General features: G+C 52.4%; 17 protein-coding genes and 1 pseudogene. 10 read left to right on the top strand and 8 right to left on the bottom strand.

The window, feature by feature from the left end; genetic code table 11:
- Positions 1 to 111 precede the first annotated feature (111 nt).
- The 3 genes and pseudogenes from IPQ00_15265 (at position 112) to IPQ00_15275 (ending at position 7,069) form a co-directional block, all read left to right on the top strand.
- Positions 112 to 3,408, top strand: coding sequence for a hypothetical protein (locus IPQ00_15265; GenBank protein ID MBL0241922.1), 3,297 nt, complete (start codon positions 112 to 114; stop codon positions 3,406 to 3,408).
- Positions 3,393 to 3,748 (top strand): annotated as a pseudogene (locus IPQ00_15270) (peptide-methionine (S)-S-oxide reductase). The gene IPQ00_15265 and the pseudogene IPQ00_15270 overlap by 16 nt, the downstream one beginning before the upstream one ends.
- 237 nt (positions 3,749 to 3,985) lie before the next feature.
- Complete coding sequence (locus IPQ00_15275; GenBank protein ID MBL0241923.1) at positions 3,986 to 7,069, top strand: hypothetical protein; 3,084 nt, start codon at positions 3,986 to 3,988, stop codon at positions 7,067 to 7,069.
- A 68-nt stretch (positions 7,070 to 7,137) separates the two neighbouring features.
- Here IPQ00_15275 and IPQ00_15280 read toward each other — a convergent pair whose 3' ends face one another.
- A complete protein-coding gene (locus IPQ00_15280; GenBank protein ID MBL0241924.1) occupies positions 7,138 to 7,410 on the bottom strand; it encodes a TMEM165/GDT1 family protein in 273 nt (90 codons plus the stop codon).
- A gap of 195 nt (positions 7,411 to 7,605) precedes the next feature.
- Here IPQ00_15280 and IPQ00_15285 point away from each other — a divergent pair, with 195 nt between their 5' ends.
- Both IPQ00_15285 and IPQ00_15290 read left to right on the top strand, forming a co-directional pair.
- Complete coding sequence (locus IPQ00_15285; protein ID MBL0241925.1) at positions 7,606 to 9,402, top strand: amino acid permease; 1,797 nt, start codon at positions 7,606 to 7,608, stop codon at positions 9,400 to 9,402.
- Between the two features lie 102 nt (positions 9,403 to 9,504).
- Positions 9,505 to 10,044, top strand: coding sequence for a hypothetical protein (locus tag IPQ00_15290; protein MBL0241926.1), 540 nt, complete (start codon positions 9,505 to 9,507; stop codon positions 10,042 to 10,044).
- Positions 10,045 to 10,129: 85 nt separating this feature from the next.
- Here the strand turns inward: IPQ00_15290 and IPQ00_15295 are convergent, their stop codons facing one another.
- Positions 10,130 to 11,089 (bottom strand): phosphoesterase, encoded by a 960-nt coding sequence (locus IPQ00_15295; protein MBL0241927.1) that lies wholly within the window; start codon positions 11,087 to 11,089, stop codon positions 10,130 to 10,132.
- Between the two features lie 73 nt (positions 11,090 to 11,162).
- Between IPQ00_15295 and IPQ00_15300 the strand changes: the two genes are divergently transcribed.
- The 3 genes from IPQ00_15300 to IPQ00_15310 are packed head-to-tail and all read left to right on the top strand — an operon-like array spanning position 11,163 to position 12,575.
- Positions 11,163 to 11,606 (top strand): GNAT family N-acetyltransferase, encoded by a 444-nt coding sequence (locus IPQ00_15300; protein MBL0241928.1) that lies wholly within the window; start codon positions 11,163 to 11,165, stop codon positions 11,604 to 11,606.
- Positions 11,603 to 11,896, top strand: coding sequence for a hypothetical protein (locus tag IPQ00_15305; GenBank protein ID MBL0241929.1), 294 nt, complete (start codon positions 11,603 to 11,605; stop codon positions 11,894 to 11,896). Before IPQ00_15300 ends, IPQ00_15305 begins: the two co-directional genes overlap by 4 nt.
- Entirely contained in the window at positions 11,883 to 12,575 is a 693-nt protein-coding gene (locus IPQ00_15310) for an MBL fold metallo-hydrolase (protein MBL0241930.1), read from the top strand. The genes IPQ00_15305 and IPQ00_15310 overlap by 14 nt, the downstream gene beginning before the upstream one ends.
- 93 nt (positions 12,576 to 12,668) lie before the next feature.
- Here IPQ00_15310 and IPQ00_15315 read toward each other — a convergent pair whose 3' ends face one another.
- A complete protein-coding gene (locus IPQ00_15315) occupies positions 12,669 to 13,745 on the bottom strand; it encodes a class I fructose-bisphosphate aldolase (GenBank protein MBL0241931.1) in 1,077 nt (358 codons plus the stop codon).
- Positions 13,746 to 13,995: 250 nt separating this feature from the next.
- On the opposite strand from IPQ00_15315, the gene IPQ00_15320 reads away from it, so the two are divergent.
- Positions 13,996 to 16,005: a DUF3857 and transglutaminase domain-containing protein gene (locus tag IPQ00_15320; GenBank protein ID MBL0241932.1), complete on the top strand. Its 2,010-nt coding sequence runs from the start codon at positions 13,996 to 13,998 to the stop codon at positions 16,003 to 16,005.
- A 14-nt stretch (positions 16,006 to 16,019) separates the two neighbouring features.
- Positions 16,020 to 18,002: a DUF3857 domain-containing protein gene (locus IPQ00_15325; protein MBL0241933.1), complete on the top strand. Its 1,983-nt coding sequence runs from the start codon at positions 16,020 to 16,022 to the stop codon at positions 18,000 to 18,002.
- Positions 18,003 to 18,075: 73 nt separating this feature from the next.
- Here IPQ00_15325 and IPQ00_15330 read toward each other — a convergent pair whose 3' ends face one another.
- The 5 genes from IPQ00_15330 to IPQ00_15350 form a co-directional block, all read right to left on the bottom strand.
- The gene (locus IPQ00_15330; protein MBL0241934.1) at positions 18,076 to 20,859 is read right to left on the bottom strand and encodes an insulinase family protein; all 2,784 of its coding nucleotides are present in this window, start codon (positions 20,857 to 20,859) and stop codon (positions 18,076 to 18,078) included.
- 100 nt (positions 20,860 to 20,959) lie between these two features.
- Entirely contained in the window at positions 20,960 to 21,820 is an 861-nt protein-coding gene (locus tag IPQ00_15335; protein ID MBL0241935.1) for an anti-sigma factor, read from the bottom strand.
- Entirely contained in the window at positions 21,817 to 22,377 is a 561-nt protein-coding gene (locus IPQ00_15340) for a sigma-70 family RNA polymerase sigma factor (protein MBL0241936.1), read from the bottom strand. The genes IPQ00_15335 and IPQ00_15340 overlap by 4 nt, the downstream gene beginning before the upstream one ends.
- A 138-nt stretch (positions 22,378 to 22,515) precedes the next feature.
- Positions 22,516 to 22,980 (bottom strand): vitamin K epoxide reductase family protein, encoded by a 465-nt coding sequence (locus IPQ00_15345; GenBank protein ID MBL0241937.1) that lies wholly within the window; start codon positions 22,978 to 22,980, stop codon positions 22,516 to 22,518.
- Complete coding sequence (locus IPQ00_15350) at positions 22,977 to 23,747, bottom strand: thioredoxin domain-containing protein (GenBank protein MBL0241938.1); 771 nt, start codon at positions 23,745 to 23,747, stop codon at positions 22,977 to 22,979. Before IPQ00_15350 ends, IPQ00_15345 begins: the two co-directional genes overlap by 4 nt.
- Positions 23,748 to 23,756 lie beyond the last annotated feature (9 nt).

Below are 23,756 nucleotides of genomic sequence, written 5' to 3' on the forward strand. Positions count from 1 at the left end.
AACAGTGTTTGTTATTGTTTAATGTGTCGCGAGTAAACGCGCTACCTTCCTTGATTTCCCCTTCTTTTAAGCAAAATTTGTGATCCTTTTTTGTTGAGGTCAACCCCTTATATGTCTAAAAATTCGGTCAATATGCGCCGCCTCGCGGCTTGTTTAGTATCCGCAATAATTGCGTCTGCTGCTTTCGTTGTTTGGTATTCGACGCCGTCACACGCACAATTCTCGTCTTCTAAAGATGAGGATTCGATCATGATGGCCGGCACCGTCAGCGGAACTGTCTACATTGACTACAACATGAACGGTACTCGCGATACGACCGGAACTTCGCCAAATCTTGCGGTCGATTCGTTGGTAAGCAACGTTACGGTTACTGCATACGATTCTTTAGGGGCAAATAGAGGAAGTGCAGTTTCGGGCACTAATGGAATATACTCGATCGTCACGACCGGTACGGGACCGTATCGACTCGAGTTTACTACGCTTCCGAGCGGATATTCTCCGAGTTCCGTCGGCTCGAACAACGCCTCGAGCGTGAAGTTCATAGCTGATGGGCCGTCGACCGGAAACGATTTCGGTATCGTCAGGAATAGTGACTACTGCCAAAACAATCCGATCATAGCCACTCCTCAGTTCCTTAATGGTGACAACATTGCAGCAGGTGCAACTATTGCAGCATTGCAATACGATGCGACGGGCTCACTTATGTCGTTGGGTGATTCTGATGAAACGGGCGCTGTTTGGGGACTGGCCTGGCGTCGAAAGGACAAGAAGTTGCTTGCCTCGTCGGTATTGAAACGACATAGTGGGTTCGGCCCTGGTAAAGATGGTGTCCGAGGCAATTTGGACGATATGCGTACTATATACGTCTATGATTACACTACGCCAGGTCCTATCGGGCAGGCTACCATCAACAACGCACAGACTATCGATCTTGGATCTTTTGGCTTAAATTTGGGGGCCAATCCGCGAATCGGGAGTACGCCCGCAAATGATCTAGGAACCGTGACTCAGCCAAACTACGATCATGCAGTTTTCACAAATGTCGGAAAGCGTGGAATCGGCGGTATAGCGCTGTCCGAGGACGAAAATACGCTGTATGCGGTAAATCTAAGTGCACGCGAATTAATTTCGCTAAATCTTACGAACATCGGAACTGTGACGCTTAACAGTACGACCGCAATCCCAAATCCCGGCTGCGCAGCCGGTGATTACTATGCTCCTTGGGCCGTTCGAGTATACCAAGGCGTTCCATATGTCGGCGTTGTTTGTACGGCCGATGTCTCACAGAATTATTCAAATTTGCGAGCATATCTGCTGAGACTGAACGGCGGCACTTTCACGACTGTTGATCTCGATTCTACGACTGCAAACACTTATATTTCATTGGGCTACGACAGGACATTCGGTTATGCGGGTGCGAACGGCCTAGGTGCAAGCGGACGAGCAGAATGGCGGCCTTGGCTGAATAGCTTTCCGACGACTATAACTACCGCATTCAACAAAACGTACGCGACACCTATATTTTCAGATATGGAGTTCCATTCTGATGGTTCTATTTCGATCGGTTTAATGGATCGAACCGGTCATCAGATCGGATACGGAAACTACGGTACATCCGGCACAACACTATATGACTACATTTCCGCCGGCGATGTACTGAAAGTTTGCAACAGCGCCGGAAATCTCATTCCGGAAGGCAGCGCAGGATGTGCCCAGTCGATTCCTGGGATTTACGATGCCCCAACTAATGCTGGTTTGACGCCTCCCGAAGTCGCCGGAACTCCGAGCGAATTCTACAATGACTCTTCACTGCTCGGCGGAGCTGGAAGTGACGGGCATCTTGAGACATTTCACGGCGGCTTGGCATCAATTCCCGGTGTCAATGAGCTCGTTATGGTGCAAATGAATCCGATGCCGATCTATCACTCAGCCGGATTTCGATGGGTTTCGACTACAACGGGTGCCGCATTTAGAAACTATACCTTGTATCAGAATCCGAATAGCACAGGCACAGATGATACATTCGGAAAGTCTAACGGTCTGGGCGACATCGAAGCTCTATGCGATGCGGCTCCATTACAGATCGGCAACCGAATTTGGCGAGATGCAAACGCGAACGGCGTGCAAGATCCGGGTGAAGTGAACATCGCTGGCGTAACTGTCAACCTCTGGGGCGATACTGACGCCAACGGAAGCGTCGACGCAATAGTAGGAACCTCGGTCACCGATGCTAACGGAAACTACATTTTTGGCGGCATCAACAATACGAATCTCGGAACATACGCTTGCGGCACAACGCCGGGATCGGTTGATGTGCGTGTAAATGCAAGCTCGGATGACGCCGAGCAGGCAGCGACTGGCGGGGCGGTTTTATTGAACAGTAATGATTTGGACTTTTTCGGTGAGACAAACGGAGCCGGAACCGCCTATTCAAGCATAGGTGTCAGATTTAACAACTTAACTATTCCGCAAGGTGCAACTGTAACCGGTGCATACATCCAATTTACCGCGAATGACAGCGGTAGCGTATCGGCCGGCAATCCGACCTATACGATCCAAGGTCAAAACGTCGATAATGCATCGACCTTTACAACCGCGACTAATAACATCAGCGGTCGAACGTGGCTTTCGGGTAATGACGTAAGTTGGTCGCCGGGAGCCTGGTCGAACGCAGCAACGACAAATACCAGCACGCCTTCGTTGACAAATATCGTTCAGGCGATCGTCAATCGCGGAGGCTGGGCAAGCGGAAATTCGATGGCATTTCGCGTCACCGGAAGTTCAACCACTACGTTATATCGAGAGGGTGAGTCATGGGATGGTGTTAGCGCAGCGGCACCGAGACTGGTTCTGACATACACAATGCCCAATTCGTGCACTCGCAGCGTTCTACCAAATACCGCGTACCAAGTTCGCTTGGATGATCCGACAAACTACTTGCCGGGTAATCCATTGAATTCCTTGACATTGACAACTCCGAATCAAAGTTCGCAGCTAGGCGACGATGACGCGTCGGATTCGGATGCTTCAACGGTCAACAATCCGGCAGGGTCGCCTGTCGGCAACTTCCCGGTTATCAGTCTGAACACCGGTGGTCCCGGAGCGAATAACCATACCTTCGATGTCGGTTTTTACCTTGCACCTTCGGCGGCCGGGTTATCAGTTGACGGCCGCGTAACAACCGCCGATGGTTATGGCATCCGCAACGTCGTACTCTATCTGATGCTTGAGGATGGCACCGTCATGACGGCACGCACTGGTTCGTTTGGGTACTATCGCTTTGAGGAGGTCCCGGCCGGTCAGACGGCGGTCCTGTCGATTGTAGCGAAGCGTTACACTTTCAGAAATCCGGTACGTTTAGTTCAGTTGACGGATAACGTCACTGACGCTGACTGGATGTCAGAATAGCGGACGCCCCACGCGTCCAACGCTCCGATCTAATAAGGCGGCCGATACATACGGCCGCCTTATACTTTTTAAGGTCTGCCAAGCAGCATCAGGACGTCGATGACGATAAACGCCACGGCGAGGTCGTCCAGATCAGATTTGATTCCGCTCAGCATTCGTACGCCGATCTGCCGAGCGTCGATTTCACCGTTCACGACTCCACCCCACTCGATCGGCAGGGCTGCGACATCGGTCCGTCATATCGTTCGGCAATTATTTATCATTCGAATGAACAGCGGCAGTGGTCGCGCCCAAGGTAGCGAAATTTAGGCAGAAGTTTGCATCGCGACTAAAACCTTAGCTATCTATATCGGACGTCAAGTCTAAAAATACGTGTTATTTGCCGTGAATAGCGGACAAATACCTACGTCTCCGAGTGTATAAAGTTGTTTGACAAAAATAAATACGTTTGGTACATTCTTACAGGAAGGGCTTATCAGCCTCTACGGTGATAGGACCCTTGCTTGCCCGCAGTGTACCTCCCGAGATAAATTCCCCTTCCTTTTTGATTCGCAATTTCTGATTGCCAAACACCACTATGACAACCCCTAATCCGTTCAATTACCGCCGCCTGGCGGCATTTACGATCATCGTGACCGCGATAGCCTTTGGCGCGGCCGTTACACAATCATTCCGTACGAGCGCGCAGCAGACGGCCAGGTCGGTCGAGCTTGCTCCTGACGCCCCCGATGCTGCGACCATATCGGGCCGCGTTTTTCAGGATTTTAATAGTAATGGTACATACGACACTGCTACCGGCGTAAACTCGATAGACGTCGGGGTTGCGGCGGTTACCGTCAGCGCATACGACTCGGCAGGCGTTGCTCGCGGTTCCACAACCACGGCATCGACCGGAATTTACAGCCTCGCCGCGACCGGCACCGGCCCTTATCGTCTGGAGTTTACGACATTGCCGGCGGGCTTTTCGCCCTCGGCACGCAGCACCGATTCGGTCCTTGGCGGCACGGCGACAAATGCCGGTTCGACTGTGCAGTTTGTCAACAACCTCAACACCACGAACGTCAATCTCGCTCTGGCCAGAGGCGAAGACTTTTGTCAGAACAACCCGACGCTCCTCGTATCACGTTATGCTCAGGGAGCATCGAATGGCACGTATGCGGCTAATCCGGTACTTTATGATTTTCCATACAATGCCGGAACGACCTATACCGACACAACCGTCGCCAATTATGACAATCCGACTGCACATACTCTGACCACAACACAAGCGAAGATCGGCACTGTCTATTCGCTGGCATATAATCCCAATACTGACCGGATCTATGCCGCTTCATATTTCAAACGCCACTCGGGTTTTGGGCCGGGTGCCGACGGAATTCTAAATAACGCTGACGATATGGGTGCGATCTATCTGATCAACCCCGCGAATAGTGCGGTCACGGCCACCTTCACGGTGCCGAACGTAACCGTAAATAATCACGACATCCTGGATTACGCCTCCGACAATTATAATGTTGGTTGGAACGGTGTCGGCACGAGCGGCCTCGGCGGTATGGATATTGCCGATGACAGTAGCCGACTGTTCGTAATGAATCTGCAGGACCGCAAGCTGTATGCGCTCAATCCGACGACCGGAGTGAATCTCGGCAGTACCGTAGATTTTTCGACGCTGACATTTGCCACACCCGCCGGACCAACCGGCAACTGTGCGGCTGCCGACAAGCGTCCGTTTGCGGTCAAATACTATCGCGGCAGCGTTTACGTCGGGGCGGTTTGCTCAGCCGATGCTGCAAATAACGCGACGGGACTGTATGCCTACATTTTTCAGGTCAATCCGACCACACTTGCCGTAACGGCAACACCGATCTTTTCGGCCCAACTCAACTACGGCCGGGGATTGGCCGATCCCGGACAAGCAGCCGAATGGCGTCCGTGGGAAACTACCATTCCCGCCGACTTCGCATTCCCTCAGCCGATGCTGTCGGCACTTGAGTTTGAAAACGGAAACGTGGTGCTCGGTCTTCGCGACCGAACAGGCGACGCAGCACTAGACGCCGGCCCCGACCAGAAACGTACCGCCGGCGATACGCTCCGAGCCTGCGGCACATTTGGTGCGTGGACTCTAGAGAGCAACGGACTCTGCGGCGGCACCGGTTCCGCACCTCAGGGGACAGGACAGGGCCCGGGCAACGGTGAGTTTTACCACAATGACGATTTCTGTCTGACCCCGAACGGTGGTAACTATCACGATGAGGTCTCGTGGGGTTCGTTAATTTATGTCCCCGGTCGCCAACACGTGATCACGACCTTGCTTGATCCGATCAGCCGTACGATCGACGCCGGCGCGACGTTTGACGGCGGTGTTCGATTTTTTAACAATACGACCGGAAATGCCGAGCGTGCATATCGCATCTACAACGGACTAGGCGGCGTTGGGCAGCCTGACTTTGGTAAGGCCAACGGGCTCGGTTCGATGGCGGCTATGTGCTCGGCAGCACCGATCGAGATAGGTAATCGAGTATTTCGCGATACCAACAACAACGGAGTCCAGGACCCCGGCGAAAATGGCATCGCAGGTGTCACGGTCCGCCTATATGAAAGCGGCACATTGGCCAACTTTACCTCGACGCCTTACGCAGACACCTTCGCCGCCATTGCCTATAACGGCTCGACCGGCTCGACCGATTGGAGCACTACGCCGTGGATCGAGGTCGGCGATGACGACGTTGTCACGACGGGTGATGTTACCGTTACAACAGATCTGAGTAGCAACAGACTTCGCCTCAACCGCGCTAGCAACGGAGCCCTGCGTCCTATAAATCTCTCCGGAGCATACTCGGCGACGCTAAGTTACAACTACCGCCGAGGGAATAGTCAGGGAGCCACGGTCGAGTACACTATTGACGGGACGACCTGGACTACACTTGTGACTTACGGGTCCGGAACAGATGCGGCGTATCAGGCATCAGGATCGATCGTACTTCCTGTCACGGCTACTGCGATCAGGTTTATGAACGCCGCAGCTAATGGAAATAACCGATTGTTCTTTGCCGACAACATTCAGGTGCAGGTAGTTATGGCACCCAACACCATTGTGACCGACGCCAACGGTGAATATTACTTTCCAAACATTAAACGAAACACGGCGTATCAGGTTAGGCTTGACCGACTCGCGGACTTCCAAGCCGGAGGGGCTCTTTCGGGACTTTTCCTGACCTACACGGATCAGACTTCACAGCTCGGCGATGATGACAGCTCAGATTCCGACGGAGTTAATACGGTCAACCCCGCAGGGTCGCCAACGGCCGGGATCTTTCCGGTCATAAACTATACGACCGGCGGGGCCGGTGCAAATGACCATACGTTGGACTTTGGTTTTGCAACGATCGCACCAACGGCGGCGGACCTTTCGGTTGACGGACGTGTCGTAACTTCCGACGGCAATGGAATTAGAAACGTCATTATGACGCTGACCGAAGAAGATGGCACCGTCCACACTGCCCGCACCGGAACCTTCGGTTATTACCGCTTTGTGGGCATTCCGGGAGGACAGTCTGTAGTTTTGTCGATCTCTGCAAAACGTTACACCTTCGACGTGCCGGTTCGCCTGCTCTCACTCGGTGACGACGCAGTCGATGTCGATTGGATGTCGATGGAATAAACGCCGCGACTGCTGCGTTAACTATCCTTAAACCCGGCGGCCGTTTTCCACGGCCGCCTTTTTTCGTCTTAAAGTTTGCCGAGCAGCATCAGGACGCCGATGATGATAAACGCCACTGCGACGATCCGCTGTAGCCACTCGGTCGGTACGTACTGACTAAGGACACCGCCCAGCAAAACGCCCAGCAGCGTCACCACGATCAACGCGAGCGATGCACCCAGAAACACTGAGATCTTTGACTCAGTACTCGCCGTCATCGTGATCACCGCCAACTGTGTCTTATCACCAAGCTCCGCCAAAAACAGTGTCAAAAATGCAGTTCCAAATATTTTCCAATCCATAGTCTTCGATTTGATAGAAATTACTCACGTCTGGTGAGGTTGCACAATATTACCATCGTCAACATTTATTTATTTTGGCCGAAACGCTTAATATCAGTCAATTACTTGCATCTTAGAGCGTTTTGGGGCAAAATTCGCTGAAACTAGCCAATCCGGCACATAATCAAATCCGATCAAGACTTTACGAGCGATATTATGAATCTCTTTAGGACGAAATCTATTTCGCAGATCCAGACCGATGCGGCCTCGGGGTTGTTGGAGCACGCCGGCGACGTAGCGGCACCGGGAACGCTGAGGCGTACATTGGGTGTATTTGACCTGACGCTGATGGGCATCGCCGCGATCATCGGTGCCGGTATTTTTGCGATGGTCGGGAAGGCATCGTATAACGGCGGCCCGGCGGTGGCTCTGCTGTTTGTCTTTACGGCCGTCGCGTGTGCCTTTTCCGCACTGTGCTACGCCGAATTTGCATCGCGAATTCCGGTCGCCGGCTCGGCATATACTTACGCTTATGCGTCGATGGGCGAGTTTATCGCGTGGATCATCGGTTGGGATCTGATCGTGGAATACGCTATCGGCAACATCGCCGTTGCGATATCGTGGAGCGACTATTTTACAGGATTGTTGAAAGGCTACGGTATCGATATACCGTTGCATTTCACTATGGATTTCCTGACCGCCAAGCGTGGTTACGCCGCCGTAACCGATGCGATCGCGGGCGGAGCAAAGGTTGACGCCCTGACCAAGGGCTGTGAGGCTGCTGATGCTACGGTCAACTGCGGCCAACTCGACAGCTACTCAGCGTGGCTCAATGCACCGCACATCGGGTCGATCCCGGTCGTCTGCGACCTGCCGGCACTTTTGATCACGCTCATTATTACCACGCTCGTATTTATCGGCATCCGCGAATCAAAATTTGCGGCGAATATAATGACGGTGCTCAAGATCGGAATCATCTTGCTCGTCATTTTTCTCGGCCTCAATTACGTTCATCCGGCAAACTGGTCTCCGTTTGCCCCGAACGGCATCTCCGGCGTTCTAAAGGGCGTGTCGGCAGTATTCTTTGCTTACATCGGCTTTGACGCACTCTCAACTACCGCCGAAGAATGTAAGAATCCGAGTCGCGACCTACCGATCGCGATGATCCTATCGCTCGTGATATGTACGATACTCTACATAGCGATCGCCCTAGTCCTGACCGGTATGGTCAGCTACACCAAGCTCGATGTCGGTGATCCGCTTGCTTTCGTCTTTGGCCCCGAAGGTGCCAATTTACCGTGGGTTGCCGGCATTATCGCGGTTAGTGCGGTCATTGCTCTTGCGACGGTTTTTCTGGTTTTCCAGATCGGCCAACCGCGTTTGTGGATGGCGATGAGCCGTGACGGCCTTTTGCCGAAAGTATTTTCGTCCATCCATCCAAAATTCAACACTCCTTGGTTTGCGACCATCATCACCGGCATCGTCGTCGCGATCCCGGCACTGTTTATGAATCTGACGGAGGTGACGGACCTCGCCAGTATCGGGACGCTGTTCGCGTTTGTGGTCGTCTGCGCGGGAGTGCTATTTAAGGACAAGGAGTTTAAGGAGAGCGGCACGCGCTACGTGCCGTACATAAATTCGCAAATTCTGCTGCCTTTGATATTGATAATCGTCGGATTTGTCATTAATTACTTCAGTCCGACGTTTTACAGCGACCTGATCACGATCACTCCGGCTGAGGGCGAGACAATGCTGGGGGCGTTTTCGCACAAGATACCGATGATCTTTTTCGTCGTGATCTCGGTCATTCTCGTATTTTTCAGCCTGACCAAAAAGCTGTCGCTGATCCCGATCCTCGGCCTACTTTCGTGCCTCTATCTGATGACGGAGCTTGGCGTGACCAACTGGATCAGATTTGGCGTATGGCTGCTCGTCGGTATGGTCATCTACTTTATGTACGGTTATAAAAACAGTCATCTAAACCGTGACCGTGACGCGGCCGTTGAGGCGTAGTATCGCTTACAATTCTTTACGTTTTTGCCAAAACAATTTGCGCTAGTATTGCGTCTTAGCTAGAGGTATTAAAATTTTAGCTTTTGATCTTAGGAGCAATTTATGAAAAAGAACTTGTTTTTGGCAGCTATCTTTTCGTTGTTTGTTTTCGCGGTAACGGCATCGGCGCAGATCGCGGATCACTCCGGTACGTGGAAGCTCGATGTGAGCAAATCAAAACTTGGCGATCGCAATATGATCGCCGAGCAGACACTGACCGTGGTCCAGACGGCTAAGGACATTACGGTCACGCCGGTCACCAAACGCAATCCTCCGCCTGAGGGCTCGATGGGCGGGCGTTCCGGCGGCGGTATGGGCGGTGGCGGCGATGCCGCGATGACCTACACCCTCGACGGCAAAGAGACCAAGGCTGAGGTCGAAGGCCGAATGGGCAAAATGCCCGTTACTCTCTCGGCCAAATCGGAGGGCGGCAAACTGCATCTCACGTCGGTCAGCACTTTTAGCGGTCAGATGGGCGAGATCACCGTAACGACAAAGGAGAGTTGGGAGATGAGCACGGACGGCAAGACGTTAACCATCACCACCGACCGCACTACGCCCCGCGGTACGGACTCGACGACCAGAGTTTTTACCAAGAACTAACGGATATCCGCACGATATCAAACTAATAGGCTGCCGGGAGATAGACTCCAACGGCAGCCTATTTTTTTGAATTGAGAAAGGTTTGTTATTCGGCAAATTGCAGTTCGTCGATGATCTCGGCCATATATTTCTTGCCGAGTTCCAGATCATCGGGCTTGAGACTGACCGCTCCGACTACGGCGTGGCCGCCGCCGCCGTAGCGTTCGCAGATCTCGGCAATATTGTGCGTCCGCGGCCTCGGCGCCCACGGATTTGACCCGACCGAGATCTTTGTGCGAAATGAGCTTTGGCTCAAAGATACGACATACGTCACCTCAGGGTGAAAGTAGTACGGTATGAACTTGTTATACCCCTCAACACCGGTACCCGTCAGGTCAAAATGCACGACGCCGCGTTCCGCAACCGCACGGCCTTTGATCAATTCCACGGTGGCCCAATGCTGCTCGAGTATCGGCGTGAGTTTTGCCTGAATGACGCCGCTCGCAACGATCTCGTCGAGTGAGTGTTCGGTCAGCATTCGGATGATCTCCTCGACGAACGCAGGGTCCTTTTCGCCCTCGATCACCTGCATTAATTTTAGAGCGGACGAGCGAAGTTCGACGCACTGAGCAGGCGATTCGTACAGAGCACCGTCGATAATGTGAGCCCAATGGATCAACTCCGCCAAGGACTCATCCTCAAATCCAAACTGCTCTTTAGCGATGCGGGCGATAAATTCGGCACAAGATTTACTTGTGGTATCCAGAAATTTCCTGCCCGAGGTGTCTGCCAAAAAATGCTCTTCGTCCGGCTTTGTCAGAAAGGCCGACTGATGATGGTCAAACCACCACGTTAGTCGCTCATCCGGGCAATATTTGAAATCCACGATCGCATTCTCATCGCCGTCAAACTGGTCCCGGTCAAAGGCGTTTCCGGCCCGGTGCATCGTCGGCGTATATGCAACGAGGGCCTCGGGGTGAAACTTTGCCTTGTAAAACTTAGTAAAGATCGCGGCCGATGAGACGCCGTCGAAGCAATTGCCGTGATAAAGTATCCGAAGTTTCATATAATCACTATTTGCCCTTAGACAAAACATTTTAGACTAGTTGGCGGAGGGGCTTTCGTCAAGGAATCGAAGTATGAATATCAGACAGGCAAGCGCGGATGACGCTCATTTTTTTGTCGAATTTAATCAGGCTATGGCGTTTGAGACCGAGGGCAAACACCTCGACCCAAATGTCGTCGGCCCGGCCGTTGAATCGGTATTTGACGAGACTGAAAAGGGCTTTTACGTTGTCGCAGAGGATGAGGGCAACGTGATCGGCGGCCTTATGATCACATACGAGTGGAGCGACTGGCGCAACGCTTGGATGTGGTGGATACAGAGCGTGTACATTCGCCCGGAGGCACGCGGGCGGCGTGTGTACAGCCAACTGTACGATTTTGTTAAGACGGCAGCACGCGAAAAAGGCGTTTACGGGATCAGGCTCTATGTCGAGCACGACAATGCTCACGCGCAGAAGGTCTACGAAGCGGTCGGGATGGAAGCCTCGCATTATATTATGTACGAAGAGATGTTATGACCACGATAAGCGAGGCCGAATTTGCCCGTATATGCCAAGGCATTAGCAGCGACCGTGAGAGCATCGTCCGGCACAATCCGCTCGGCTCTGACGAAGAGATCTTGCTCTGGATGCTGCTTAGCTGTCTGATCAGCTACCTGAATCTGACCGAGATCGAGACTCCCTGTTTTACGGGAATGCCCGACGCCGACACCTACCGCAACGCTATCCGGTTCGTGCTCAACGAGCGACGCGATGACCGGTTTGATATCGAAAAATATCTGAGTGAACTTACCGATGCTGATAACTAAATTTCCGCTTACGCCATTTCAACAAAACACCCGCGTAGTTGCCTGCGAGAGTACCCGTAAGGCAATATGCATCGACCCGGGCGAGGGTTCTGACGAACTGGTCGAGTTTATTCGCAATAATGATCTGGACCTACAGGCGATAACGCTGACGCACGGCCATCTTGATCACGTTGGCGGTACGACCTATCTGGCCGACGCGTTTCCGGAGGCCGAGATCATTCTCCACAAGGACGACGAAGACCTATATTACGGCCTGCAGCAGCAGGCATTGTTATTGGGTATCCCGCAGGCTCAACTCGCGGCACTGGGGTTTGCTTATGAACGGCCGCCGACGCTCAGTCGCAATTGGCAGCACGGCGAGATATACGAGGTCGGGAAATTATTATTTTCCGTGCGGCACTGTCCGGGGCACACGCGCGGTCACGTCATATTTGCCGAATTGGCTAACAGACAGGTTTTCGTCGGCGATTGTCTGTTTGAGGGCTCGATCGGCAGGACCGACCTGCCGGGCGGCGACTATGACCAATTGATCGAGTCTATAAACACTCAGATAATGTCGCTCGTTGATGAAACCATTGTCCATTCGGGCCACGGTGCGGAAACTATGGTCGGCCGCGAGCGGACGTCAAATCCGTTCTTGACCGGCGTTTACAATCTATCGCGAGGTAGATTTATTTGACTGTTCACGACTTTGGCAAAGAAAATGGCCGGGAACACTTACGTATTTTATCGTGTGTTCCCGGCCCGACATTTGTTTAAGTGCCTTAATTAACTATGCCACGGTGATCTGTTCGTCAAGGTAAACGTCCTGGATCGCATTCAGCAGATCGACGCCCTCCGTCATCGGCCTTTGAAACGCCTTGCGGCCTGAGATCAGTCCCGTTCCACCGCCACGTTTATTGATGACCGCAGTTCTGACCGCGTCGGCGAGGTCGCCGGCACCCTTCGATTCGCCGCCTGAGTTGATCAAGCCGGCACGGCCCATATAGCAGTTAGCCACCTGATAGCGAACCAGATCGACCGGGTGGTCAGTGGTTAGTTCGGTGTAGATCTTCGGGTTGGTCTTGCCGTAGCTGCTCTCGATATTGAGAGCATTGTAGCCGCCGTTCCGCTCCGGCAGTTTCTGTTTGATAATATCCGCCTGGATGGTCACGCCGAGATGGTTGGCCTGGCCCGTAAGATCGGCCGCCGTGTGCATATCACCCTGCGGAGTTTTGAATGCGGGGTTGCGAAGGTAGCACCAGAGGATCGTCGCCATTCCGAGTTCGTGGGCGTAGGCAAAGGCCTCGGCCACCTCGGTGATCTGGCGGGTCGACTGTTCCGAACCGAAGTAGATCGTCGCACCGATCGCCACGGCGCCCATATTATGGGCCTGTTCGACCGTGCCGAACATCACCTGGTCAAACTGGTTCGGATATGTCAGAAGTTCATTGTGATTGATCTTAACGATAAACGGGATCTTGTGCGCGTATTTGCGAGCTACTGAACCGAGTACGCCAAAAGTCGATGCCACGCCATTGCAACCGCCCTCGATGGCGAGCTTTACGATATTTTCCGGATCAAAGTATTCCGGATTCGGTGCAAAACTCGCTCCTGCTGAGTGCTCGATGCCCTGATCGACGGGCAAGATCGATAGATATCCGGTTCCTGCCAGACGTCCGGTGCCATAAAGCGTTTGCATACTCCTCAATACACGGATATTGCGGTCCGAACTTACGACAATGCGGTCAACAAAATCACCGCCCGGCAAGTGTATATGCTCTTTTGGGATCGTCGTCGAAACGTGTGACAAAAGTGTCGCGGCATCAGCGCCTAAAAGTTCTTGGATCTTACTATGATCGACTGCCATTAAAATATCTCCTCTTTGATAAATACTTAATTAAATCAATATTTAGGATGAATTATAGCACAAGCGTTCCGCCCATCGCAGGCGGAGAAAAATGTTGTTTAATTGTGACAATTGTCATAGACTATGGGCGCTCGACTTGATATTACTGTCCCAGTTTATTGATCTCCACCTCCTGTGTATCCCTTTTTGTTTCTCAGGAGAACGTCGTCGGCACCTAACTGACCGTTAGTACATTCTGGCAGGTATAAAAATGCGAACCTTTCCCAAACAACTGTTGCTTTCAGCATCATTATTATTGACGATCCTTTTGATCGGCGGTTCAGTTCAGGCCCAGGACAATGAATGGCGGCCGATCTCGTCCGGCGAGATCGCTCAAAAAACTCCCATTGTCGATGCCGATGCCGATGCAGAGGCGATCTTTTGGGAGGTTAGAATTGACGACAGTTCCAGCGATGAACTTTCGCGTAAGCATTATGTTCGAGTAAAGATATTTACCGAACGCGGTCGCGAGAAATACAGTAAGTTTGATATCACGTATTCGAAAGGCACTAAGATCAAGGACCTCGCGGCACGCGTTATAAGAGCAGACGGTACGATCGTCGATATCAAAAAGGAAGAGATCTTCGATCGTGAGATCGTTCGTGCAAACGGCGTCAAGGTCAAGGCACGATCGTTTGCCGTGCCAAATATCGAACCGGGTGTGATCGTTGAATACCGTTACAAGGAAACGGTCGAGGATGCCAGCGCAATGGGGATGAAACTCCAGTTTCAACGCGATATTCCGGTGCAGAATCTGGTGTATTACTACAAACCGTATAACGATAAGGCGCCTCAGACTCAGCCTTACAACCTCAAAGGGGTTGAATTCGTGAAGGATAAGGGCGGTTACTATCTAGCGACGCGGACAAATGTACCGGCACTTAAGGAAGAGCCCAGAATGCCGCCGGACGATATGGTCAGGGCGTGGATGCTGCTTACCGGTACCCGATTTGCTTATACCTTTTCGGGGAATTCGCTCACGTATGCGGTAAAAGACCCGAGCAATGTGCAGAAATATTGGGCCGGAGTCGCCGGCGAGCGCTCCTCGCTGGCCAAGTTTATATTAAAAAAGGACAGCGATATCAGAAAAGCTGCTGAGGAGATCACCGCCGGGGCACAGACAACCGACGAGAAACTACAAAAACTCTACGAATATTGTCAGAGCCAAATATCAAACACCACGTTCGACGCCACGCTGACCGACGAGCAGCGAGCCAAGTTGCCGGAAATAAGATCGCTTGCGGATGTTTTGAAGCGAAAATCCGCAAGTTCGCCTTACATAGATATGGTCTTCGGTGCAATGGCGAGTTCGCTCGGGCTGGAGACAAGGGTCGGATTGGTCGGTGACCGCAGTCAAATGTTCTTTCATCCGAATATGGCCAACGATCGGCTGATCCACGTTGGATTGATCGGTGTAAACGTCGTCGGCGCCTGGAAGTTGTTTAATCCGGGAATGAAATTCCTACCCTACGGTATGCTCGTCTGGTACGAAGAAGACAATTGGGCTCTCCTTGTCTCCGACAAGTCGTACAGTTGGGAGCAAACGCCGTTTACGCCGCAAGACAGATCAAACATCACGCGGAACGGAAAATTTAAGTTGCTCGAAGATGGCAGCCTCGTGGGTGATGTCGTGATGGAATATAGCGGGCATCCCGCGCTCTCGTATAGATCTGCAAATTATGACGAATCAGCCGCAAAACGCGAAGAAGATCTCAAAACTGAGATAAAAGCAAGGCTCAGTACGGCTGAAATATCAAACGTGTCGATCGAAAACGTCGACGATATCAAAAAGACCCTGACCAAGAAATATACCGTAAAGGTGCCGAATTACGCTCAAAAGACCGGTAAGCGAATTTTTGTCCAGCCGGGATTTTTTGAATATGGTGTATCACCTCTATTTAAGGGCTCGAGCCGCACTTACGATATCTTTTTCTCGTATCCGTGGTCCGAGACCGATTCGGTCGAGATCGACTATCCTGCTGCCTACGATCTAGACAATGCCGATGCTCCCGGCGCCATTTTCGATTCGGAAAAGATCGCGTCGCTCGATATTAAGATCGGTGTGGATGCGGCCACGCATTTCCTTAAGTATGAGCGCAAGTTCTTTTTTGGCGGCGGCGGAAAGACACTGTTTCGCGTCGAATCATATCCCGCATTGAAAGGCTTGTTTGATAATTTTCACAAGTCGGATACACATACGATCACTCTCAAGCAGCGGTAATCCTCGGAGTAACTATGTCGACTAGATCCACTCTCCCGCTACGATCCGTCTTTCTTGCCGCTCTATTGCTGTGCGGCGCTGTCACCGGAGCATATGCCGACGACCAAATCCCGGCGTGGATGACTCAGGCGGCCCGAGGCGTCGTTCCATCGTATGACAAGGATGTGCCGGCGGTAGTCCTGCACGATGAGCAGCAAATTACTTATAGCGACGGCAGGTTGTTATCGGTCGAGAACTACGCAGTCAAGCTCTTGTCCAAAGAGGGGCGGAGGTTCGCCGTCGCGAGGGCGTATTACCTGGTCAGTTCTGGCAAGGTCAAGGACATAGTAGCGTGGCTGATCCGCCCGGACGGAACCACCAAAGCGTATGACAAAAAGTCGGTGCTCGATATCATCGCAGATAAAGATGACGTCTATAACGAAGGCCGTATCAAGTTGATAGATGCCTCGGGCGATGTCGAAACGGGGTATGTATTCGGCTATACGATCATATCCGAGGACACGCCTCTTTTCTATCAGGATACCTGGAGATTTCAGGGTAGATTGCCGACGCTATTGTCACGCTACTCGATCTCGCTTCCCGCAGGCTGGTCAGCATCAAGCATTACCTTTAACTCGCCCGAAATTAAGCCTACCGTAAACGGAACGACGTACTCGTGGGAGATGCGTGGGCTCAAACCCGTACCGCCTGAGCCGATGAGCCCGGCGATAGTAAATCTGGTGCCGCGGATCGCTGTCAATTACGGTCCCGACAACAAGACTCAAACCAGAGACCGTGTATTCGAGGACTGGACCGAAGTATCACGTTGGGCCACCGCAATGTACGACCCGCAAGTGGTAATGGACGACAATATCGCAGGCAAGGCCCGCGACCTGACCGAAGGATCACAAACTGAACTCGACCGGATCCGTGCGATCGGCAATTATGTACAGAATCTGCAGTATATCTCCATCGATATCGGCGTCGGGTACGGCAATGGTTATCGCCCGCGTTCTTCGGCGTTGGTAATGAGTCGGGGATATGGCGACTGCAAGGACAAGGCCAATCTGATGCGTGCGATGCTCCGTGCGCTAAAGATCGAAGCCTATCCGATAGCGATCTATTCCGGCGACCCGACCTATGTTCGTTCGCAATGGGCATCGCCGCGACAATTCAACCATTGTATTATTGCCGTAAAAGTCAGCGATTCGACCGTTGGCCCGACCGTGATCTCGCACCCGACACTAGGTCGTCTATTGATCTTTGACGCTACTGACCCCTATACGCCTGTGGGCGATCTGCCCGACTATTTACAGGGAAGTATGGCTCTGCTAATTGCCGGTGAAAAGGGCGGACTCGTGCAGATGCCGATCTCGCCCCCGGACACCGACGTGCTCGACCGCCGAATTGACGCTGAGATCTCCGTTACCGGCGAGGTTGCCGGGAAGATACTTGAGAGAGCCAGCGGTCAGATCTCAACGACATTTCGGCGTGAACTTCGCGAATATTCATCTGCGGACTATCGCAAGGCGGTCGAGAGTTGGCTGACACGCGGTTCTTCCGGTGCAACGTTGATCGATGTTCGATCGAAAGACCGTGCGTCCGAGGCCGGTTTTGATCTCGATGTTACCTTTGCGGCACCTCGCTATGGTCAGTTGATGCAGGACCGTCTGTTGGTATTCAAGACCGTAGTGGTCGGCCGCCGCAATGATATTTCGCTAACTGAAAGTCGGCGTACCAATCCGATCGAGATCGACTCGTTCTCGATGCGCGAAACTGCGGTCTTTGGATTACCGCCGGGATTTGTCGTCGACGAAACGCCTGACCCCGTTAAACTTGAAACGGCGTTCGGAAGCTATTCCACGAGTTACGAAGTAAAGGGTGACAAGCTATATTTTACCCGCAATCTGATCACTCGACGCAAATCATTGCCGGCCGACCAGTACGGTATGGTCAAAGAGTTTTATACAAAGATCCGCGATGCCGAACAGTCGCCGGTGGTATTGATCCGTAAATAAATGCGGGGTTCAATAAGAAAAGAAGAGGCAAGGCTGTTCGCCTTGCCTCTTCTTTTTGTTTGTTGACCGATGCTTATTGTGCGGCCGGATTGCCGTCAGCATCGAGGATCGTAAGCGGATAACCCAGCTCTTTTAAGCCCGGTTCGATCACTTTTCGGTCACCGACGATGACGATCGCCATCTTTGTCGGGTCGAGGTACTTATTGGCAACGCGATTTACGTCCTGGACAGTGACGGCGTTGACATTGGGAATATACTCGTTAAAGTACGCGTCCGACAACCCGTAAACGACCAGATTGGCGAGCTGGCCCGAGATCTGACCGACTGTCTCAAACCCACTCGGGAATCGGCGGATCAGGCTCTGCTTGTTGGTCTCGAGCTCGTCATTACTGACCGGAATCGAACCGCGAATGCCGTTGAGTTCTTTCATAAACTCGACGATCGATTCTTTGGTCGAACCGGTCTGAACCTCGGCTGACGCGGCAAACGGGCCCGCTCCGCGGCGATAAGTAAAGCGGCTGTAGGCACCGTACGTATAACCTTTGTCTTCACGAAGATTCATAAACAAACGGGCACCGCCGCCGCCGCCGAGGATCGCGTTCATCACCTGAACAGCGTAGTAGTCGGGGTTGGCACGGTCGACTCCGACTTGGCCGATCGAAACCGATGACTGAGCGGCACCCGGTTTGTCGACCAGGTAAACGCCCGGTTTGCCCATCATATTCGAATCCGGCTTCGCCATTGCCGCACTGCCGCCGGATTTCCACGCTTCAAACGCCTTTTCGAGCTTTGGCATCAGCGTCTTGGTTTCGACGTCGCCAACGACGATCAGCGTATTGCCGCTCGGGCCGTAGTTTTTGGCATAAAAGTTTGCGAGATCGTCACGGGTAAACGCCTTGACAGACTTTTCGTCGCCGCTCAACTGCCGTCCGTACGGCTGGTCGCCGTAGAGCACCTTGTTATATACGACGTCCGAAACTGCCGTCGGATTTGATTTTCGCTGGAAGAGCTGGCCGAGCAGACGGCGGCGGTTACTTTCAAATTCAGCATTCGGGAACGTCGGATTGACCACAACGTCGGCGTAAATGCCGAGAGCCTGATCGAGATCCTTGGTCAGCGACTGCATACTGACGTTCGTCGAATCCCAGCCGGCCTGGGCACCGACCGATGCACCGATCGACTGCAGTTGGTTGGCAATATCATTGGCCGAACGCGTCTTGGTGCCCTGATTAAGCATATTCGCGGTAAACGACGAGACGCCCGACTTATCGGCCGGATCGAGTGTTCCGCCGGTGTTGAGCACGAGGTTCATCGAGACTATCGGGAGTTCGTTCTGCTTGACTATCCAAACGTTCAGGCCGTTCGAAAGTTTGGTCTTTTCGATCGCCGGCAGTGCGATTGACGGGTTTGGGCCCGGCTTTGGCAATGCCGCTTTTTGCTTGGCGAGCAAGGCATCGTCCTTTTTCTTTTTCTCCGTCGAGGTCGGTTTGTTGGCGTTCGGATTTCCCGCCGGGCCGGCACCTTTACGCGGGACGTAGCTCATAACAAGCCGATTTGCCGTAAGGTATTTGGCGGCGACACGCTGGACATCGGCCGCGGTCACTTTACGATAGCGGTCGAGATCTTCCTGGAAATAGTCAGGCTTTCCGCGATAGCCGACAAAATTACTCAACTGCCCGCCTTTGCCCAGTACCGTCTGCAGCCTGAATATCGTCTGCGATTCGATGCCGTTCAACGCACGGGTCATCTCGTCGGCGGTCGGCGGATCTTTTTTAATGCGTTCGAGCTCGATGTTTACTTCTTTTTCAATATCGTCGAGCGACTTGCCCTGTTTTGCCAGAGCCGTGACCTGAAATACGCCGGCGATCTCATTGGTGCCATTGTTGGCAAATATGTTCTGGGCGATCTCCTTGCCGTAGACAAGGTTGCTCTGGAGCCGCGAACCGCGGCCTGAACTCAGGATATTGCCGAGGATGTCGAGAGCGGCTTCGTCGCCGGCAAACTGCGGCACGCTGTGCCATACCATCGATATACGCGAGAGCGGCACGGCGTCCTCGACGACTACACGAACCTCTTTATCGAGAGCCGGCTGAGCCGGTGTCGGACGAGATACGTCAGCACCCTTGGCGATCGGGCCAAAGTACTTTTTGATCCAGGTTTTCGCCTGTGCCTCGTCAAAACTGCCGGCGAGAACGAGCACTGCATTGTTAGGCACGTAATAGGTGCGGAAAAATGACTTTATGTCGTCGAGCGAGGCGGCACCGAGATCTTCCATCGAGCCGATGACCGACCAGTTGTACGGGTGGCCTTTCGGATACATGATCGCGCCGATCTTTTCGCCTTCGGTTCCGTAGGGTTGGTTATCTACGCGTTGGCGCCGTTCATTTTTTACAACATCGCGCTGATTATCGAGCTTTTCTTGCGACATCGCGTCGAGCAGTCCGCCCATCCGATCTGCTTCCAGATAAAGCGCACGCTCGAGGAAATTTGACGGAACGACCTCGTAATAATACGTCCGGTCCTCATTGGTCGTGCCGTTTACGTTGGCACCAGCCTCATCCATTGCGCCGAGATATCCGTCGCCGTAGTTCTTTGATCCCTGGAACATCATATGCTCGAATAGGTGGGCGAATCCGGTTCGTCCGGGTGCCTCATTTTTCGAACCGACGTGGTACCAGACGTTGACTGCGACGACGGGCGTCGATTTGTCCTGATGAAAAACAACCCGCAAGCCGTTCTTTAGCCGGTACTCTTTGATGTTGATCTTCGGCAGCTTATTGCCGGTTTGGGCGAATATACTCAGAGGCATTAGCGAAATGGCCGCAAGCAAGAATAGCAAAGTGAATCTGGAACGCATTTGTAACTCCTAACTTAAATTGAAATATACAACGAAAAGACCGAAGGCACATCGCATTAGAGCGACCGAGCCTTCGACCAAATTTAAAAACTCAATTGTACTACGTAGTTGATTTCGATTGGGGTTCAACCTTTGCAAGCGCCGCGATCTTTTCCCGCTTTGAAACTACAACGCCGCCCGGTTTCTCGATCGTGATTGCAAAAAGCTCAGGGCCGAGAGCCTTCAGTTTGGCGTCGATCGGTATGACCACTTCGCCGCTCTTGTCGACGTCAAAAGTTCCGCCATCGATGGGCGTAGCCTTGTCCTGCGTCTTGTCGAATATCCAGAGCTGATAGGTCTCTTTGGACTTGTCATTGACCGGTAGTCCACGCAAACGCATATAGCCGGTCTGCTTTTCGTCACTCCAGACAACGTCGCCGCCAATATCCTTGAGGTCTTTCATATTGCCGGCACCCCACGAAGCTTTCGTGAGTGAAGCCTGCGAAGCCAGTAATTGGGCCAATTCCTGCTCCGGCGTTAGTTTCTCCGGCGTCGTTGCCGGCGGTTTGCCGGGGCCTGCGACCTCGATAGGTGTAAATCTCGTCATCCAAACGTTGCCAGCCAAAGCCACGATCGCCAGTCCTGCAAACGCCCATCCCAACCAACTCCAAGAGCGTTTTGGTTCGAATGTGAGAACCTTCTGATACTCGGGCTCAGCGCTCGGTGCTGCGTCCGCGACATTTGCAGCAAAATACTGGTCCGCCGATGCGATAATGTTCGCATACAGGTGCTGCGGTAAGGGCTCATCAGTGTTTAGATCGACAAGACTTACCGCTGCCGCCGCCATATCAAACGAATCGTCGGAATTGATGCCCGCTTCCGCAAGCATCGATTCAAGCGACCGCATTTCGGCCGCATCCAATCCAAAAAGAGCTTTTTCCGTAAGGATGTCGATCAATGATTCTTGTACGTCTTTGTTCATACCGACACCCCCTTTAAGCGTTCCGCATTACCTAATCCCAAATTCTCCCTGACCTGCATTAATCCACGTCGAGCGTGGGTCTTGACAGTACCTATCGGCATACCGGTGGCATCAGATATTTCCTGATGCGACATTCCCTGAATGATCGAAAGACGTAAAACCTGCTGCTGTTCGGGCCTCAGCTTACGCATAGCCTCGGCAGCTTCATTAGCTTCTACGCTCATCTGCATATCCTTATCAGACCGGTTAAACGGTTCGAGCAGGACATCGTCCAATGAATCCGCCGAGATCCGTCTAGTCGCGTATCTGATACGATCGATTATTCGACGGCGGGCGATCATTGCGATAAACGTCGTTTCCGACGCCTGAGCTTCGTCAAAACGACCGGCGTTTTTCCAGATGTCGACAAAGATCTCCTGTACGGCATCTTCGGCATCATCCGAATTACGCAACATTTTTCTTGCGATCGACCAAACCAATCCGCCATATTTTGTCAGGCATTCCTGAACGGCGGCACGGTCACCCGATGCTATGCGATGTAGTATTGCTTGAGTCACTTTATATTCGCCAAAAGCGGTTATTAATACCCTAAGCTACATCATTTACACTTCAAATGCCAAGTCGAAACATATACACAATTTCGACGCTCATAAATAGTTTTCGATACGCTTCGAAATTTAGATTCAGGCATTTAGCTATGCTGTTGATTTAGGCTGTAGGTAACGGGAAATCAGGTAGAGAATAAACAAAGTGAAGCTGGTCGCCGCCGATAAGAGACAAAATTGACAAAATGCACCGATCACAATGCCTTGGATATAAATGAGCCAAACTGAAAAGATGGCCATTATCGTTGCCTGGATACCATAAAGACCCCAGAGTGACCGATATCCAAAGGCTGTCAGCAATGCTAGCGAAAATGCGGCAAAATACGCGGCCGCACCAAAAGCCGCTAGCGGAAATCCGGCGATCTCCGCGTAACCGCTTGTCAAAACCTGTTCGCAGCCTTCGATAATGCTGCACGGAACCGGTTCGGCGGTGTAATGGTGCGCGGTCAGGTAGACCGAATCTGCAACGCCGACCAACGCAATGATGGCCGCCGTCATAGGCAGCCATCGAACGTGGTTCACTTCGTCATTTACGGTTGTTTCGCCCTCGCTCACTTATTTGAGTTGGTGTTTTCGGCCGCAGGTTTGGCTGCCGGGGGCGTTGAAGCTGCTTTTTCAAGTTCGGCGTCGATTATACGTTTGAGGCTCTCGACCTTCATTTCGTTAAACGGAATCGATATGCCATTAACGTAAACGGTCGGCGTGGAGTTTACGTTCAATCCGCGGCCTCGCTGGAGGTCAGCGTCTACGCGTCCTTTGGCGGCAATGCCGGCAACGTCAGCCTGCAATTTTACGAGGTCCAGGCCCAGCTTCTGTGCATACTCGTTCCAAAGCTGTTTGTAGTTCGGGTTTGAGGTCCAGGTCTGCTGATTGGAGAACAGTTGGTTTTGCATCTCCCAAAACTTACCCTGCATACCGGCGGCCTCGACCGTCACGGCGGCATCATAGGATTTGTCGTGGGCCGGGATCGACAGTGGATAATTACGGAAGATAAACCTTATGCGGCTGCCGTATGACGACTTGATCTCGGACATCACCGGGTTTGCCGCAGCACAAGATCCACACTGGAAATCGGCAAATTCCTCAACCGTGACCGATGCTGTCGGTGAACCGGCCTGATTCGGCGGTTGAGCTCCAAGCGGCGCATTTACCGGGATTCCCGGTGTCTTTGTAGCGTTTGCTGCGGCGTTAGTATTCGTCTTAGGAGGTGTGCCCGGTTTACCGGATGTAAAAAGATAGTAACCACCGCCAACTGCCAATAACAAAACTATACCGATGATCACGACCGGCATTCCGCTCTTTTTTTGATTCTGTTTACTCATTATTATTTG

Source organism: Chloracidobacterium sp. (genome assembly GCA_016720705.1).
Classification (GTDB): Bacteria; Acidobacteriota; Blastocatellia; order Pyrinomonadales; family Pyrinomonadaceae; genus OLB17.

What these genes read in the sequence shown, in the direction of transcription:
- IPQ00_15335 (MBL0241935.1), bottom strand. Translation starts at nt 21,820, where the DNA reads ATGAACAAAGACGTACAAGAATCATTGATCGACATCCTTACGGAAAAA.
- IPQ00_15325 (MBL0241933.1), top strand. Translation starts at nt 16,020, where the DNA reads ATGTCGACTAGATCCACTCTCCCGCTACGATCCGTCTTTCTTGCCGCT.
- IPQ00_15320 (MBL0241932.1), top strand. Translation starts at nt 13,996, where the DNA reads ATGCGAACCTTTCCCAAACAACTGTTGCTTTCAGCATCATTATTATTG.
- IPQ00_15300 (MBL0241928.1), top strand. Translation starts at nt 11,163, where the DNA reads ATGAATATCAGACAGGCAAGCGCGGATGACGCTCATTTTTTTGTCGAA.
- IPQ00_15295 (MBL0241927.1), bottom strand. Translation starts at nt 11,089, where the DNA reads ATGAAACTTCGGATACTTTATCACGGCAATTGCTTCGACGGCGTCTCA.
- IPQ00_15350 (MBL0241938.1), bottom strand. Translation starts at nt 23,747, where the DNA reads ATGAGTAAACAGAATCAAAAAAAGAGCGGAATGCCGGTCGTGATCATC.
- IPQ00_15275 (MBL0241923.1), top strand. Translation starts at nt 3,986, where the DNA reads ATGACAACCCCTAATCCGTTCAATTACCGCCGCCTGGCGGCATTTACG.
- IPQ00_15305 (MBL0241929.1), top strand. Translation starts at nt 11,603, where the DNA reads ATGACCACGATAAGCGAGGCCGAATTTGCCCGTATATGCCAAGGCATT.
- IPQ00_15280 (MBL0241924.1), bottom strand. Translation starts at nt 7,410, where the DNA reads ATGGATTGGAAAATATTTGGAACTGCATTTTTGACACTGTTTTTGGCG.
- IPQ00_15285 (MBL0241925.1), top strand. Translation starts at nt 7,606, where the DNA reads ATGAATCTCTTTAGGACGAAATCTATTTCGCAGATCCAGACCGATGCG.
- IPQ00_15290 (MBL0241926.1), top strand. Translation starts at nt 9,505, where the DNA reads ATGAAAAAGAACTTGTTTTTGGCAGCTATCTTTTCGTTGTTTGTTTTC.
- IPQ00_15310 (MBL0241930.1), top strand. Translation starts at nt 11,883, where the DNA reads ATGCTGATAACTAAATTTCCGCTTACGCCATTTCAACAAAACACCCGC.
- IPQ00_15315 (MBL0241931.1), bottom strand. Translation starts at nt 13,745, where the DNA reads ATGGCAGTCGATCATAGTAAGATCCAAGAACTTTTAGGCGCTGATGCC.
- IPQ00_15330 (MBL0241934.1), bottom strand. Translation starts at nt 20,859, where the DNA reads ATGCGTTCCAGATTCACTTTGCTATTCTTGCTTGCGGCCATTTCGCTA.
- IPQ00_15265 (MBL0241922.1), top strand. Translation starts at nt 112, where the DNA reads ATGTCTAAAAATTCGGTCAATATGCGCCGCCTCGCGGCTTGTTTAGTA.